This is a genomic window from Staphylococcus capitis subsp. capitis, assembly GCF_040739495.1.
Classification (GTDB): Bacteria; Bacillota; Bacilli; order Staphylococcales; family Staphylococcaceae; genus Staphylococcus; species Staphylococcus capitis.
The window spans coordinates 2,428,412-2,443,792 of the sequence record NZ_CP145263.1 but is presented as its reverse complement, the minus strand read 5'-3'; the positions used below and the strand labels follow the sequence as shown (position 1 = coordinate 2,443,792).

Below are 15,381 nucleotides of genomic sequence, written 5' to 3'. Positions count from 1 at the left end.
AAAAACTCCATCTTTCTTAAAATTTTTGACTTATACACATAAATAACATTAGTGGATAAAAATAATCACAGCATGTTAATAATTATCCACAAGTTAATCACATATAGTGGATAACTATCACAATACTATGATTTATTCACAGTAATTATGTATAAAAGTTCAATAAATAAATCCTTATAAAATCATTGATTGAACGACTTATCCACATAATTATACTTTTTAACTTAGACAGATGTCAAATGACTGTGAATATGTTCTTAAATTTGGCATAACTATGTGTATGAACTCTATTTTATCCACAGAAATAAGCAATAGTTTTGTGAATAAGTGGATAACTTTATATAATCTTCATTATTTCTTAATAATCATTTGGGAAATAATTTATAACACATGTATGAAAAATGTATAACTAATATAAAGTTCTTGAGCTGCAAGAATCGTAATGATTTAAAACTGAAAATTTAATTGAAAGATATGCTATACATCATAAAATCATCTTGCTTTATAAAAGGGATTTTGTTATATTGTAGTAGTTGCTTGAATTATGACTAGATAATAATGAGCTAAATAAGAAATTTCTTAATAGCAGACACAATAAGAGAGCAATTGCTCAAATGAAGTATGTTAGTACTATAGGCTGCAACATACTTTGATAATTTATCTATGTATATGAGCCAGTTTCAAGGTATGAAATTGGAAATATTAGATAATTGAATACAGATGGAGGTGTTTTGCATGGTAAAACGTACTTATCAACCAAATAAACGTAAACATAGTAAAGTTCATGGTTTCAGAAAACGCATGAGCACTAAAAATGGCCGTAAAGTTTTAGCGCGTCGTCGTCGTAAAGGCCGTAAAGTTTTATCAGCATAAGATCACTGACTCATCAGTGGTCTTTTTTTTCGTTTTAATTAGGAAAAAAGATTCATTTGAAATAAAAACATTCATATAATGGATAATTGAATAAGCGAGTGATGTTATGTGGAAAAAGCATATCGTATAAAGAAAAATTCAGATTTCCAAACTATTTATAAAAAAGGTAAATCTGTAGCGAATAGACAATTTGTGGTTTATACCTATAATAATAGTGAAAATAAACATTTTCGCTTAGGTATAAGTGTTTCTAAGAAATTGGGTAATGCTGTAACTAGAAATAGAATTAAAAGAGCTATTAGAGAAAATTTTAAAGTTCACAAAGAAGATATTATAGCTAAAGATATTGTTGTTATTGCGAGACATCCAGCTAGAGATATGACAACTTTAGAAATTCAAGGTAGTTTAGAACATGTACTTAAAATAGCTAAGGTATTTAATAAAAAGATAAAGTAGGGTAGGGGATGTGCTCTAAATAAGACTAACCGAAGTCTTACCTCAGACAAACGTAAGCCTAACTCGAACACTTTAAAAACACTATATTCGCTTTTTATAGAGAAACAATTTACAATGTTATAATGAAATTTTACTTGAATAAGGAGGCGAGACTCTTATGGATTTTGATACGATTACTAGTATTTCAACACCTATGGGCGAAGGAGCTATCGGTATTGTCCGTTTATCAGGCCCACAAGCCATTGAAATAGGAGATGCCCTTTATAAAGGAAAGAAAAAATTATCTGAAGTAGATACACATACAATTAACTACGGTCATATTATTGATCCAGAAACTAATGAAACTGTCGAAGAAGTGATGATATCTGTGCTACGTGCACCAAAAACATTTACTAGAGAAGATATCATTGAAATTAATTGTCACGGTGGAATTTTAACAATTAATCGCATACTGGAATTAACTATGACGTATGGTGCACGTATGGCTGAACCAGGTGAATATACGAAGCGTGCTTTCTTAAATGGTCGTATTGATTTATCTCAAGCAGAGGCAGTTATGGATTTCATACGCTCTAAAACTGATCGCGCCTCTAAAGTAGCAATGAATCAAATTGAAGGTCGTTTAAGTGACCTTATTAAAAAACAACGTCAATCCATATTGGAGATTCTCGCTCAAGTAGAAGTTAATATTGATTACCCTGAATATGATGACGTTGAAGATGCCACAACTGAGTTTTTACTTGAACAGTCTAAGAATATTAAAGAAGAAATTAATCGACTGCTTGAAACAGGTACTCAAGGTAAGATAATGCGTGAAGGATTATCAACCGTTATCGTTGGTCGTCCTAATGTAGGTAAATCTTCAATGTTAAATAATCTTATTCAAGATAATAAAGCGATCGTTACTGAAGTAGCTGGTACGACTAGAGACGTTTTAGAAGAATATGTCAATGTACGAGGGGTACCATTACGATTAGTTGATACAGCAGGTATACGTGATACAGAAGATATTGTAGAAAAGATTGGTGTCGAACGTTCACGTAAAGCATTAAGTGAAGCGGATCTAATCTTATTTGTTCTTAACAATAATGAACCTCTAACAGAAGACGATCAAACATTATATGAAGTTGTGAAGAACGAAGACATTATTGTAATTATTAATAAAACAGATTTGGAACCACGTTTAGATATAGATGAAGTTAAAGAAATGATTGGTGACATGCCATTAATCCAAACTTCTATGTTAAAACAAGAAGGTATAGATGAATTAGAAATTCAAATTAGAGATTTATTCTTCGGTGGAGAAGTTCAAAATCAGGATATGACATATGTATCTAACTCACGTCATATTTCTTTATTAAAACAAGCTAGACATTCAATTCAAGATGCGATAGATGCTGCTGAATCTGGTGTGCCTATGGATATGGTTCAAATTGATTTAACGCGTACTTGGGAAATACTTGGTGAAATCATTGGAGAATCAGCGAGCGATGAGTTAATTGATCAACTGTTTAGTCAATTCTGTTTAGGTAAATAATGATACTTAATATTTAAGGAATAAGACGGTAGGGTGTCTTCATTTTCCGGAAAAGTTTTTAAGAATATAAGGAGGTAAAAAAGTGGTTCAAGAGTATGATGTAATTGTCATTGGAGCTGGTCATGCAGGAATTGAAGCGGGCTTAGCTTCAGCAAGACGTGGTGCGAAAACGTTAATGTTAACAATTAATTTAGATAATATTGCCTTTATGCCATGTAATCCATCCGTTGGTGGCCCTGCAAAAGGTATTGTAGTGCGTGAAATCGATGCGTTAGGTGGACAAATGGCTAAAACAATTGATAAAACACATATCCAAATGCGTATGTTGAACACTGGTAAAGGACCGGCTGTAAGAGCATTGCGTGCACAAGCAGATAAAGTGTTATATCAACAAGAAATGAAACGTGTAATCGAGGACGAAGATAACTTAGATATTATGCAAGGCATGGTGGATGAGTTAATTATTGAAGATAATGAAGTGAAAGGCGTACGTACGAATATTGGAACAGAATACCGCTCTAAAGCAGTAGTTGTTACAACAGGTACGTTCTTACGTGGTGAAATCATCTTAGGTAACATGAAATACTCTAGTGGTCCAAACCATCAATTACCTTCTATCACTTTAGCTGACAACTTGAGACAACTTGGATTTGATGTAGTTCGATTCAAGACAGGTACGCCTCCACGTGTGAATGCTAAAACAATCGACTATTCTAAAACTGATATTCAATCCGGTGATGATGTAGGTCGTGCATTTAGTTATGAAACGACTGAATATATTTTAGATCAATTACCTTGTTGGTTAACATATACAAATGGCGAAACACACAAAGTGATTGATGATAATCTTCATTTATCTGCGATGTATTCAGGTATGATTAAAGGTACTGGTCCTAGATATTGTCCATCAATTGAAGATAAATTTGTTCGTTTTAACGATAAACCTAGACACCAACTTTTCTTAGAGCCTGAAGGTCGTAATACGAATGAAGTGTATGTACAAGGTTTATCTACAAGTCTTCCTGAACATGTTCAACGTCAAATGTTAGAGACAATTCCTGGTCTTGAAAAGGCAGACATGATGCGCGCAGGTTATGCAATCGAATATGATGCGATTGTGCCTACACAGTTATGGCCAACCCTTGAAACAAAATCAATTAAGAACTTATATACTGCAGGTCAAATTAATGGTACGTCAGGGTACGAAGAAGCGGCAGGACAAGGTATCATGGCAGGTATTAACGCAGCAGGTAAAGTGTTAGGTACTGGAGAGAAAATCTTAAGTCGTTCTGATGCATATATCGGTGTATTAATTGATGACTTAGTGACTAAAGGAACTAATGAACCATACAGATTATTAACTTCTCGTGCTGAATACCGTTTATTACTACGTCATGATAATGCAGATTTACGTTTAACTGATGTAGGTTATGAGTTAGGCATGATTTCTGAAGAACGCTACGCACGCTTTAATGAGAAACGTCAACAAATTCAAAATGAAATTCAACGCTTAACTGACATTCGTATTAAACCAAACGATCATACTCAATCTGTTATCGAGTCAAAAGGTGGCTCACGCTTGAAAGATGGTATCTTAGCAATTGATTTATTACGTCGTCCTGAGATGACTTATGATACGATTTTAGAGATTCTAGAAGAAGACCACCAACTACCTGATGCAGTTGAAGAACAAGTTGAAATACAAACTAAATATGAAGGTTATATCAATAAATCTTTACAACAAGTTGAAAAAGTAAAACGTATGGAAGAGAAGAAAATTCCTGAAGACTTGGATTATAGTAAAGTAGATAGTTTAGCTTCTGAAGCTAGAGAAAAATTAGCAGAAGTAAAACCATTAAATATTGCACAAGCTTCACGTATATCTGGTGTAAATCCAGCAGATATCTCAATTTTACTTGTCTATTTAGAACAAGGGAAACTTCAAAGGGTGAATCAATAATGAGTGTAGAATGGCTATCTAAGAAATTAAGTGAACATGGCATTGAATTGTCTGAAACGCAAAAAGAACAATTCCAAACGTACTATCAATTACTTGTTGAGTGGAATAAAAAGATGAACTTAACAAGTATTACGGAAGAACATGTTGTATACTTAAAACACTTCTATGATTCAATTACACCTAGCTTCTATTATGACTTCGATGGAGAATTAAGCATTTGCGATGTTGGAGCTGGTGCAGGATTTCCAAGTATTCCTTTGAAAATAGTTTTTCCTGAATTGAAGGTAACGATTGTGGATTCACTTAATAAACGAATTCAATTTCTCAATCACTTAGCTGCAGAGTTAGGCCTCCAAGATGTCAGTTTTGTGCATGATCGTGCGGAATCTTATGGTAAGGGAGCCTACAGGGAGTCTTATGATATCGTTACAGCACGTGCTGTTGCACGTCTTACTGTATTGAGTGAATTGTGCTTACCTTTAGTAAAAAAAGGTGGCCAATTTATCGCACTTAAGTCATCTAAAGGCGAAGAGGAATTGCAAGAAGCGAACTTTGCTATTAATATTTTAGGTGGAAACGTGAAAGAAACATTTTCATTTGAATTGCCTGAGGATGCTGGTGAAAGACAAATGATAGTGATTGATAAACGTAGACAGACTTCTAAGAAATACCCAAGGAAACCAGGTACGCCAAACAAATCTCCACTACTTGAGAGCTAAGAAGAGACATACTATATAACAAATAATTGAGAGGGAGAGAATGGATAATGAAGAAACCTTTTTCAAAATTATTTGGTTTAAAAAATAAAGATGACATCGTTGGTTATACTGAAGAAGAGCGCAATAATAATGTTGAATCCATTCATATTGAACGTATCGTACCCAATCGTTATCAACCAAGACAAGTATTTGAGCCAAATAAGATAAGAGAATTAGCTGAATCGATTGAAGAACATGGGTTATTGCAACCTATCGTTGTACGTCCGATAGAAGAGGATATGTTTGAAATTATTGCTGGTGAGCGTCGATTCAGAGCATTACAATCATTGCATAAACCACAAGCTGACGTCATTATTCGTCACATGAATGATGAAGAAACGGCAGTAGTTGCGTTAATTGAGAATATTCAACGTGAGAATTTATCTGTGGTTGAAGAAGCGGAAGCTTATAAAAAATTGCTTGAAATAGGAGATACGACGCAAAGTGAATTAGCGAAGAGTCTAGGTAAAAGTCAAAGTTTCATCGCTAATAAATTACGCTTATTAAAACTTGCTCCTAACGTGATTAAACGACTTCGTGAAGGAAAGATAACTGAAAGACACGCCCGTGCTGTCTTAGTTTTACCCGAAGATGAGCAAGAAGAATTAATTGAGCAAGTCATTAATCAGAAATTAAACGTTAAACAAACTGAAGATAAAGTACGTCAAAAGACAGGTCCTGAAAAAGTTAAAGCTCAGACTTTCCAATTTTCACAAGATGTGACTCAAGCGAGAGATGAAGTGGGTAAAAGTATTGAAGCCATCGAGCAGTCTGGCTTACGTGTTGAACATAAAGACAAAGACCATGATGACTATTATGAAATAAAAATTAGAATATATAAGAAATAGTAAGAAAAGAACGAGTTAATGCAGTATATTGTTGCACTAACTCGTTTTTTTATTGAAAGTATTTACTTTTTAAATAGTTTAAAAGGCGTGACTCTAAGTAAGATTTTACCATTGTGATTACGGTTGTCTGTGACCACTTTTACAATGGATTGGGCAGCTTCACTGACGGTACGCATGAGTAGACCTTTTTGATGATTGTTTAAATCAGTCGTCACTCCACCTGGCATAATACCGAAAATTTCGACTGGTATTTTACTTTTCTTGAATTGTCTTGCAAAGAGCTTAATCATTGAGTTAAGTGGTGCTTTCGTTGCAATGTAACTAAATGGTTCGAAGAAACTTGATGGTTTCAAAGGGATGGTTAAATTCACTATTCTACCTTTATTACGGGCTAAGATTGATGTGAAAGATTTAATCATTTGGAAATTACCGAAGAAATTAACCTCTGTTAAAGATCTTAACTCATCAACATCCACATCTAATGGCTTAGCCTGCATATTTCCTGAAACACCTGCATTATTAATCAAGACGTTAATATCACTGTGATGTGCTCTAATGTATTGTGCAGCTGAATCTATTGTTTCAGCGTGATTTAAATCTATTCTAACCCATTCTACGTTAATTCCTTCTCGTTGAAGCGTATTAACTGCTTCCATTCCTCTTTGCTCATTTCTAGCTCCGAGTAAAATATACCAACCTTGCTGTCCGAGTTGTCTTGCTGTTTCGAAGCCTATACCTTTATTTGCACCTGTAATTAAAACTTTTTTACTCAAAGTGATATACTCCTTTATATGTTTGATGAAGGGACGTTAATTGAATTTTCGAGAATTTAAAAAAGATTAGAAATTTAATTCAGTTACCTCATGAATGATATATGTTGGATTCTCAGATTTTAACTCCTCAATACTGTGTGTACCCCAAGTGACTGCACATGATGCCACTTTTGCGCTATTTGCCATTTGCATATCAAATATAGCGTCCCCGATATAAATAGTTTCTTCATTTTCTAATTGGTATTTATTCAAGATATAGTTGATGCCATCAGGTGAAGGTTTATAGTGATTAACTTTGTCTGACCCTATTACTTCTGTAAATAAGTGATCTATGTCTAAGATCTCTAAGTTACGAATGAGCACATCTGTTTTCTTACTTGATACTACAAATAACTGTTTATCTTTTGAGAGTGATTGGAGTTGTTCAGTCATATGTTTATAAAGTTTTAAATAAGATGATTCAACCTCTTTATAATTTTGCCTAAAGGTTTTGATAAGCGCTTCTAACTGATGGTCATCTAAATCAACGGAACTCATTAAACTGAATGACTTTTCTATTGGTATTCCCATATAATACTCAATCAGATTTACTGTCGGTTCTTCTAGCCCTCTTTCTTTAAAAGATTTTTGAGTAGCAACTATACTACATTCTTTAGAATCTGCAATTGTACCATCGAAATCAAAGATTAAATTTTTGTACATGAATGTCTAACCTCACTTAATTAGAAAATGATTTTATAAAAACTTTAACATAAAATTATCAAGCGACAAACTAAACTATAAATAAGTTATTTTAGATAATGTAAAAACTTTAATAATTGTTTTACGTGAAACACATACTATTGGTATTTTTAGAAAATTAGGTATTTTAGTGGAAATGTTTACAACGCACTATAATCGATTTACACTAAAAGTAAACGAAACGTTTCGTTTAATAATTAAAATTGATAAGAAGGGTTATTGTGTTTGGTATATCGATTTCAAGTGCTATTCTCCATTTTGTAATAGGTGGTCTTGCAGTTGCGCTCGCATCAGTTATGGCAGATAAAGTCGGTGGTAAGTTAGGTGGTATTATAGCCACTATGCCGGCAGTCTACCTTGCTGCAGTGATTGCTTTAGCTATAGATCATCGAGGTCAACAATTGATTCAAATGTCTATACATCTTAGTACAGGTGCGATTGTAGGAATTATATCTTGTATAGTTACTGTATTCTTTACCTCACTATTTATAGGTAAAAGAAATTACAAGAGTGGGACTATATTTTCAATTGTATGTTGGCTTGTCATTTCTATAGCAATATTTGTAGTTAGACACATTTAATGATGGAGGCATTGTAATAATGAAATTAGTATTAATAAAATTTCTCGTTGGTGGATTAGCAGTATTAGTGAGTTACATTGTTTCAATGGTATTACCTTGGAAAGAGTTCGGAGGTATCTTTGCAACTTTTCCAGCAGTGTTCTTAGTTTCAATGTTTATCACAGGCATGCAATTTGGTGATAAGATGGCAATGCATGTGAGTAGAGGCGCAGTCTTTGGTATGATAGGCGTATTATTTAGTATTTTAGCTACTTGGGGACTTTTACAATCAACACAAATGTGGTTAGTTAGTATTATTGGTGGATTTATTGTATGGTTTGTAAGTGCAGTAGTTATATTTGAAATTGTTGAATTTATTACGCATAAAAGAAGGGTTAAACATGGCTGGAAGACCGAAAGATCCAACAATAAATAAGAAAATTTATGAAGAAATTAACCGTTTATTAGAAACAATACATTTTAGAGACATAACAATTGATCAGATTTCGGAAAATACTGGTATCTCTAAAGCGACGATTTATCGCAGATGGAAAGATAAATCGTCAATTATTATGGATATGTTTGTTGAACAATCACAAAAGATATTTATCCATGAGAGCGACAATTTATATGAAGATTTGTATCATTTTTTAGTGAAAATCAAAGATATTTATAAGACGAAATTAGGTAGTGCAGTGATTGAAATTTTAATCAGTCATCAACAGATCGAAGCACGAGAAACGTTTATGACAGATTATTTTAATAGTAATCGAAGAACATTAAAAAAGATTATCAGCAAGCATATTAAAGATGAAGAGCAAGACTTATTTATAGATCTTATCTTCTCGCCTATTTACTTCAATATATTAATCAAACCCGACTCATTAGATGAAAATTACATTGAAAAGATGTTGAAAAGAATTATCGAAGCGTATGAACCAGAAACGAAAGAGTAAACGTTCCTTAAATAAGGAACGTTTTTTATGTAGAGGGTAGACTGAACGAAGTGTTAATTTCTTATTTGTATGCAGTTTATTAATATCTAATGATCAGACAACTTTTTATTTAATAAAATATAGTAATAACATTAATAATACTGAAATTGGAATAATGATACTTTCTGCTCTCATCATTGATTTAGAAAGATTTTTAAATTCTTTATCTGAGGCTTTTTTATTCTTCAATTTAAAGTATTTTATTCCAAAATATATAGCAGGTAACAAATTAAGTAGTAAATATATAATCAGTATAGTAATCATCTCAATCCTCCTTCATAAAATAATAACATCTAATGAAAGCAAGCTTTAAATAAAAAATAATTAATTAATATACTATGCATTTCTACATATTTTAGTGTGATAATTTAATTAACAAGAGTTTCGTAAATAATATGCACCAATCCCCTCACTACTCGAGATAGTGAGGGGATTTTTTAGGTTATGGTTGATATCGCCTATTTTTTCTTTTTCTCATTCAAGCTAATAATAATTGGTAACATACCACAACAAATGATTATCAATAATATTAATCCTGAATTCATTTTTGTACCTCTTGTGATTATTTAGTGTTCATATTTGGCATTGATTGACCAGAAGCTCCACTTATTAAACCAAATCCAACTAATAAAACTAGAGCAACGATACCTAATATAATAGATGTTTTCTTAGATAAGCGACTCGTTGAGTAATAAACTACGCCTGTTAAAAATGCTTTTAATAAGTTAGTTAAGTTTAATGCCATTAAAAATTTGTTGCCTTTAGCGAAGATGTTTAAACTGTCTAATTTATATTCAAGAATACTTAATCCAAATAATAGTTGGATAATAATGATAATAAGAGAGAAAGCATTAATTATAATTGAGTATGAAAGTGCAGCAGAAAAGATACTGCTACCTTTAGCATCAGATTTAAATATTTTAGAAATAACTAAGAAAATCACAAAAACTATTCCTGCATTAAAAAGCATGCCAAAGAAACCAGTTATTATTGTTATTATCAAGTAAACTCCAGAATTCATCTGACCATTAGTTTGTGATAATACAGAATCTTTTGTAGCAAAGTAACTTACGAATGCAGTTATTATGGCTAAAACTATTAAAATTAACAACTTCACTAACCATTTTGGATTTTCTCTTAACTTACTAAAATGATTTACAAATGGAATGCTAGTAAACGTGAACAATTAGCGAATAAAGTTAACCAAGCACAAAGTCAAGTGAATGATGATTATCAAAAGATTAATCAAAGCCCTAATAATAGCCAATTGCAATCTAAACTTACTCAAGATCAAAGCTCATTAAACGAAGCACAACAGTCATTAACACAACACGACAGACAAGTGAATGACAGTATGTATGCTTCATTTGATGGTAAAGTAAATATCAAAAATGATTCAGATGTTGGTGATGGACAACCGATATTACAGTTAATTTCAGATAACCCTCAAATCAATGCGACTGTTACAGAATTTGATATTAATAAGATTAAAGAGGGAGATAAGGTCGACGTTACTGTAAATAGTACAGGTAAAAAAGGTGAAGGTAAGATTATCAAAATTGATGAGCTTCCTACTAGTTATGATTCCGGTAGTGAGGGTGAAGCAGCTGGTGGTGCTCAAGCAGGCGGTGAAGAAGGTGAAGGTTCAGGCGCTCAAGCTTCTAATCCAACTGTGAATAATCCTTCTGGAGGTAAAGAAGGCGACACATCTAAATACAGAGTAGTTATTGGAGATTTAGATATCCCAGTTAGATCAGGTTTCTCTATGGATGCGAAGATTCCTTTAAAAACTAAAAAACTACCTGATAATGTATTAACTAAAGATAACGATGTGTTCGTGGTTGATGAAAATCATAAAGTTCATAAACGAGATATCAAAATTGAACGAAACAATGGTCAAATTATCGTTAAAAAAGGTCTTAAATCAGGTGATAAAGTCATTAAAAATCCTAAAGGTAATTTAAATGATGGAGAAAAAGTTGAGGTGTCATCATGATTGAGTTGAAAAAAATCAATCGACACTTTAAAAATGGTAATGAATATAATCATATTTTAAAGGATATTGATATTCATATTGATGAAGGAGAGTTTATCGCTATCATGGGTCCTTCAGGCTCAGGAAAGAGTACGCTCATCAATATTTTAGGATTTATCGATCGCGGATATGAAGGGGAATACCTTTTTAATAATGAAAATTATCAAAAAAGTTCAGACAACAAGCTTGCTGAAATTCGAAATCATACTGTAGGGTTTGTCTTTCAAAACTTTAAATTGATTCAAAATAATACCATTCTTGAGAATGTTAGTATCCCTCTTATTTATAACGGAATAGGGAGTAAAGAGCGTAAAAATAAAGTTTTAGACGGTCTTCAAGACGTCGGTCTTAAAGGTAAAGAAGATTTATTGCCGAATAAATTATCAGGTGGTCAACAACAACGGGTGGCCATTGCTAGAGCGATTATTAACAATCCAAAGTTTATAATCGCTGATGAACCTACAGGTGCGCTTGATTCTAAGACGTCTCAAGATATTATGGAACTCTTTGTTAAACTGAATAAAGAAAAAAGAACAACGATGATTATGGTTACACATGACCGTGATGTAGCGGATAAAGCTGATCGTATTATTCATATTTTAGACGGTCGTGTGCGAGAGGAAGAGGTGTTGACGCATGAATAACTTTTCTAATGTTATTGCTGTCGCCTTTCGCTCAATTTTAAAGAATAAACGTCGAAACATCTTTACGATGATTGGGATTATCATCGGTATCGCAGCTGTCATTACTATTATGTCTTTAGGTAATGGATTTAAGAAATCAACAAATGAACAATTTGATGAAGCGGGTGTGGGTAAAGATCAAGCTTCTATTTCATTTATGACTGAGAATATGGAGGCACCTAAGAATAATCCGTTTAAACAAGAAGATATAAGTGTAGTAGAACAAATTAAAGGTGTTAAGAATGCCAAAATAAAAGAAGACGATGATAGCACGTATTCAGCTAAAATCACCAATTCACATGGTGGTGGTGATGTCAGTCTTAAAAAACAAAACGAGCTTACCGATGTAGGCAAAGGCAAAGGATTTACTGAAGATGATAATGACACTGAAGAGAAAGTTGCTGTCATTGATAGTAAACTTGCGAAAAAAGTGTTTAACAATAATGCGATAGGTAAGTCTATCTATGTGAATGGCGAAGGATTTAAAGTTGTTGGTGTATCTGAAGATTCAGGAATGGACGCTGGCGGTATGGGTATGCCTGAAGAATCAACAGTACAACTCCCTACAAAGACATTCAATAAATATATGGGTAACTTGTCTCAGGGTATGCCTCAATTATTAGTTACTGTGGATAAGAGTTCTGCTAAAAAAGATGTCGGTAAAAAAGTTGAAAAAGAACTGAATAAAAAAGGTACTGGCACATCTGAAGGGCAATATAGTTATCAAGACAATGAAGAAATGATGAAAGGTATCGGAAAAGTATTAGATACCATTACTTACTTTGTTGCAGCAGTTGCAGGTATTTCACTCTTTATTGCTGGTATTGGTGTGATGAATGTGATGTACATTTCAGTTACTGAGCGTACAGAAGAAATTGCGATTCGACGTGCATTTGGTGCCAAAGGTCGAGATATCGAAATACAATTCTTAGTCGAGAGTGTGGTCCTATGTCTTATTGGTGGTATTATCGGATTAATACTCGGTATTATCATAGCAACATTAATTGATCTCGTTACACCAGAGATGGTTAAGAGTTCCGTCAGTCTAGGCTCCGTAATCTTAGCTGTTGGTGTATCTACTCTTATCGGTATTGTGTTCGGTTGGATACCAGCACGTGCCGCATCTAAGAAAGAATTAATTGATATTATTAAATAACGATTGCTTCTATATAATTATCTCAAAAGCGTGAGTAGTTACTTTAATGTTGACTACTCACGCTTAAATTTTAATAATTGTTATTTTTATATACTGAATTCTGATATAAATTCTACGAGTAAAATAAATTATTTAACTTTTATCTCGTGGGGTTAATATAAAATTCAACATTACAATTATAATAAATATCACTAAAAAGATAATTATTGGTATTGGCGTTTCTTTTAAAAATGTTACACATAAGCACATGGTTATAGCTTGCAGTATAGTCGTTAAAGTCGACAAAATAGTTTCTAATTGCTTGTGTGCTTTAGGCGTACTTGAAAATAAACCATCTTTATCCAAAAACAAACCATACGTTTGTATTAATCCGTTACTTGAAATCAAAGTGCCAATAGTAAGACTAATATTAGTAATATTTTTGTTAGTTCCAGTAAATGAAAAATCTTTCCATAGTAACAACCAAGCAATACCAAAACTAAAAATTATAACTAAATAGTTTAAACTAGTTATGATTACTACTTTTTTGCTTACTTTTATACTGTCAACTCCAAAGTGTCGAATTAGTTATACGCATTTTAATACCCTGTATATTTGCTCTTTGTCTACCCACTTAAAAAACACATAATATAACAATGGTAATTCCTAAATTATGAATCCTTCACATTTAAGCTCTTTAATTAAGTATTAAAAAAAGAGCCAAATTAATCTAAAAAAACAATTCAGAAGACTTATTGATTTAATTTTATTGTTTTAACCTCGGGACTTTCTGGAAGAAATGCGTGTTTGATTTTTATAGTTAATGTAGCTGTCTTTCCATTGATATCAACATTATAATAACCTATATGACCACTTCCTTGATTGTCAGACTTTCTTTCAATAGAAATAGTATCTTGTTCTTTTAAAAAATGATATGTCTTATTATCTTTAGTAATATTGTTTAATTTCTTGGTTTCCTTCTTTTGAACGTATTCATTAATTTGTTTCTCGCTGGAGTGACATACCCATGTATCAAATAGAAAAAAATTTACAAAAATATAACAAATCGCTAAAACAATGATTATACCAATAATATAAAATGCTTTTTTCATTTAAATTCACCTTATATTCTAAAAAATTTTATAATTTATGATAACTTAAAAATGTAGTCTTTTCTACATAATTTAATTAATTTTAAAGGATATGTAAAAATTGAAAAATTTTTTAAAATTAATTTTAATTGGTGTTTTAGTTTCCGGTACAGGTATAGCAAGTTTGCAAACCAATGCAACTCACGCAGAAGAAAATCACGACTCGAATCCTAAAAATGTTAAATTAGTTGGAACTTATGATGCTTCGCAAGTTGATTCGAAAACGATGAAACAATTCAAAGAAATTGAAAAAGAAGATAATAATTTTCATATTACTAAAAATGGAAATAAAGTCGTTGTAGAAGATATGTTACCTAATCCAGAAAAGAAAACCTCAAGTTACTCAGCCGATGGAAGTAGTGGAAATAATACAAAAGTAATTAATTTTACAGATTTTGTTGGTAACATGGATGGTAAAGACGATGGTAAAATACCAAATGGAATAGCTCTCTATAGTAAAACCTATAAAGGACAAAAAAGTGGAAAAAGAGTTAAAAAGGGAACTCATGTGCATTGTAATAGATTTAATGGAACAAAATCTGATCATAAATACTGGTCAAAAGTACATCCGAGAGCTTATGTAGATTTTTATAAAAGTGACTGTTGGTATCACGCTAAAGCTTATAAATGCTCATCTATAGGAAAAATGACTAAATGTGATGGTTTGAATGTTCGTAAAAAAGGAGTTAAAGATTGCTCGTCATGGAAAGGTAAACCTAAACATAAGAATTGGCCTAAAACAGCTTGGTATAGAAATTAAATAATGTATATTGTACTACAACAGAGAACACCGCGTAACACAGCATTATATTAACTGATTTAAAAGGCATAGACATTGGTAGAATGGTGTTTGTGCCTTTCTCTATACAATAAAGT

General features: G+C 32.4%; 17 protein-coding genes and 1 pseudogene. 13 read left to right on the top strand and 5 right to left on the bottom strand.

The window, feature by feature from the left end:
• The first annotated feature begins 735 nt into the window (after positions 1-735).
• The 6 genes from rpmH to noc all read left to right on the top strand — a co-directional run bounded on the left by rpmH (position 736) and on the right by noc (position 6,432).
• Positions 736-873, top strand: a complete 138-nt coding sequence (rpmH, locus tag V6C74_RS12260) for a 50S ribosomal protein L34 (RefSeq protein ID WP_000240855.1) — start codon at positions 736-738, stop codon at positions 871-873.
• Positions 874-981: 108 nt separating this feature from the next.
• Positions 982-1,329, top strand: a complete 348-nt coding sequence (rnpA, locus tag V6C74_RS12255; protein ID WP_002434022.1) for a ribonuclease P protein component — start codon at positions 982-984, stop codon at positions 1,327-1,329.
• A gap of 157 nt (positions 1,330-1,486) precedes the next feature.
• Complete coding sequence (gene mnmE, locus V6C74_RS12250) at positions 1,487-2,866, top strand: tRNA uridine-5-carboxymethylaminomethyl(34) synthesis GTPase MnmE (protein ID WP_016898445.1); 1,380 nt, start codon at positions 1,487-1,489, stop codon at positions 2,864-2,866.
• A gap of 82 nt (positions 2,867-2,948) precedes the next feature.
• The gene (gene mnmG, locus V6C74_RS12245; protein WP_016898444.1) at positions 2,949-4,826 is read left to right on the top strand and encodes a tRNA uridine-5-carboxymethylaminomethyl(34) synthesis enzyme MnmG; all 1,878 of its coding nucleotides are present in this window, start codon (positions 2,949-2,951) and stop codon (positions 4,824-4,826) included.
• The gene (gene rsmG, locus V6C74_RS12240; RefSeq protein WP_016898443.1) at positions 4,826-5,545 is read left to right on the top strand and encodes a 16S rRNA (guanine(527)-N(7))-methyltransferase RsmG; all 720 of its coding nucleotides are present in this window, start codon (positions 4,826-4,828) and stop codon (positions 5,543-5,545) included. Before mnmG ends, rsmG begins: the two co-directional genes overlap by 1 nt.
• A gap of 47 nt (positions 5,546-5,592) precedes the next feature.
• Positions 5,593-6,432, top strand: coding sequence for a nucleoid occlusion protein (gene noc, locus V6C74_RS12235; RefSeq protein WP_002434625.1), 840 nt, complete (start codon positions 5,593-5,595; stop codon positions 6,430-6,432).
• 62 nt (positions 6,433-6,494) lie between these two features.
• On the opposite strand, the gene V6C74_RS12230 is transcribed toward noc, so the two are convergent.
• Entirely contained in the window at positions 6,495-7,205 is a 711-nt protein-coding gene (locus V6C74_RS12230; RefSeq protein ID WP_016898442.1) for an SDR family NAD(P)-dependent oxidoreductase, read from the bottom strand.
• 66 nt (positions 7,206-7,271) lie between these two features.
• Positions 7,272-7,907 carry an HAD family hydrolase gene (locus tag V6C74_RS12225; protein ID WP_002434582.1) on the bottom strand — a complete coding sequence of 212 codons (636 nt, stop codon included), beginning with the start codon at positions 7,905-7,907 and terminating at the stop codon, positions 7,272-7,274.
• Between the two features lie 260 nt (positions 7,908-8,167).
• Between V6C74_RS12225 and V6C74_RS12220 the strand changes: the two genes are divergently transcribed.
• Genes V6C74_RS12220 through V6C74_RS12210 form a run of 3 tightly spaced genes read left to right on the top strand, consistent with a single transcriptional unit; the run spans position 8,168 to position 9,462 of the window.
• A complete protein-coding gene (locus V6C74_RS12220; RefSeq protein WP_002454376.1) occupies positions 8,168-8,527 on the top strand; it encodes a DUF3147 family protein in 360 nt (119 codons plus the stop codon).
• Positions 8,528-8,546: 19 nt separating this feature from the next.
• Complete coding sequence (locus V6C74_RS12215; protein ID WP_002434060.1) at positions 8,547-8,942, top strand: DUF3147 family protein; 396 nt, start codon at positions 8,547-8,549, stop codon at positions 8,940-8,942.
• Positions 8,908-9,462, top strand: coding sequence for a TetR/AcrR family transcriptional regulator (locus V6C74_RS12210; protein ID WP_002454378.1), 555 nt, complete (start codon positions 8,908-8,910; stop codon positions 9,460-9,462). The genes V6C74_RS12215 and V6C74_RS12210 overlap by 35 nt, the downstream gene beginning before the upstream one ends.
• Before the next feature lie 105 nt (positions 9,463-9,567).
• On the opposite strand, the gene V6C74_RS12205 is transcribed toward V6C74_RS12210, so the two are convergent.
• Positions 9,568-9,765 (bottom strand): hypothetical protein, encoded by a 198-nt coding sequence (locus tag V6C74_RS12205; RefSeq protein ID WP_016898441.1) that lies wholly within the window; start codon positions 9,763-9,765, stop codon positions 9,568-9,570.
• A 298-nt stretch (positions 9,766-10,063) separates the two neighbouring features.
• Positions 10,064-10,687, bottom strand: a complete 624-nt coding sequence (locus V6C74_RS12200) for a YIP1 family protein (RefSeq protein ID WP_029625737.1) — start codon at positions 10,685-10,687, stop codon at positions 10,064-10,066.
• Between V6C74_RS12200 and V6C74_RS12195 the strand changes: the two are divergent.
• The 3 genes and pseudogenes from V6C74_RS12195 to V6C74_RS12185 all read left to right on the top strand — a co-directional run.
• Positions 10,673-11,497: pseudogene (locus tag V6C74_RS12195) on the top strand (efflux RND transporter periplasmic adaptor subunit); the annotation flags it as partial. The gene V6C74_RS12200 and the pseudogene V6C74_RS12195 overlap by 15 nt on opposite strands.
• A complete protein-coding gene (locus tag V6C74_RS12190; protein WP_016898437.1) occupies positions 11,494-12,180 on the top strand; it encodes an ABC transporter ATP-binding protein in 687 nt (228 codons plus the stop codon). The pseudogene V6C74_RS12195 and the gene V6C74_RS12190, both read left to right, overlap by 4 nt.
• On the top strand, positions 12,173-13,375 hold the full coding sequence (locus V6C74_RS12185) for an ABC transporter permease (RefSeq protein ID WP_016898436.1): 1,203 nt from the start codon (positions 12,173-12,175) through the stop codon (positions 13,373-13,375). Before V6C74_RS12190 ends, V6C74_RS12185 begins: the two co-directional genes overlap by 8 nt.
• Positions 13,376-14,106: 731 nt before the next feature.
• Here V6C74_RS12185 and V6C74_RS12180 read toward each other — a convergent pair.
• Positions 14,107-14,466, bottom strand: coding sequence for a hypothetical protein (locus V6C74_RS12180; protein ID WP_016898435.1), 360 nt, complete (start codon positions 14,464-14,466; stop codon positions 14,107-14,109).
• Positions 14,467-14,566: 100 nt separating this feature from the next.
• On the opposite strand from V6C74_RS12180, the gene V6C74_RS12175 reads away from it, so the two are divergent.
• Positions 14,567-15,265: a hypothetical protein gene (locus tag V6C74_RS12175; protein WP_016898434.1), complete on the top strand. Its 699-nt coding sequence runs from the start codon at positions 14,567-14,569 to the stop codon at positions 15,263-15,265.
• Positions 15,266-15,381: the final 116 nt, after the last annotated feature.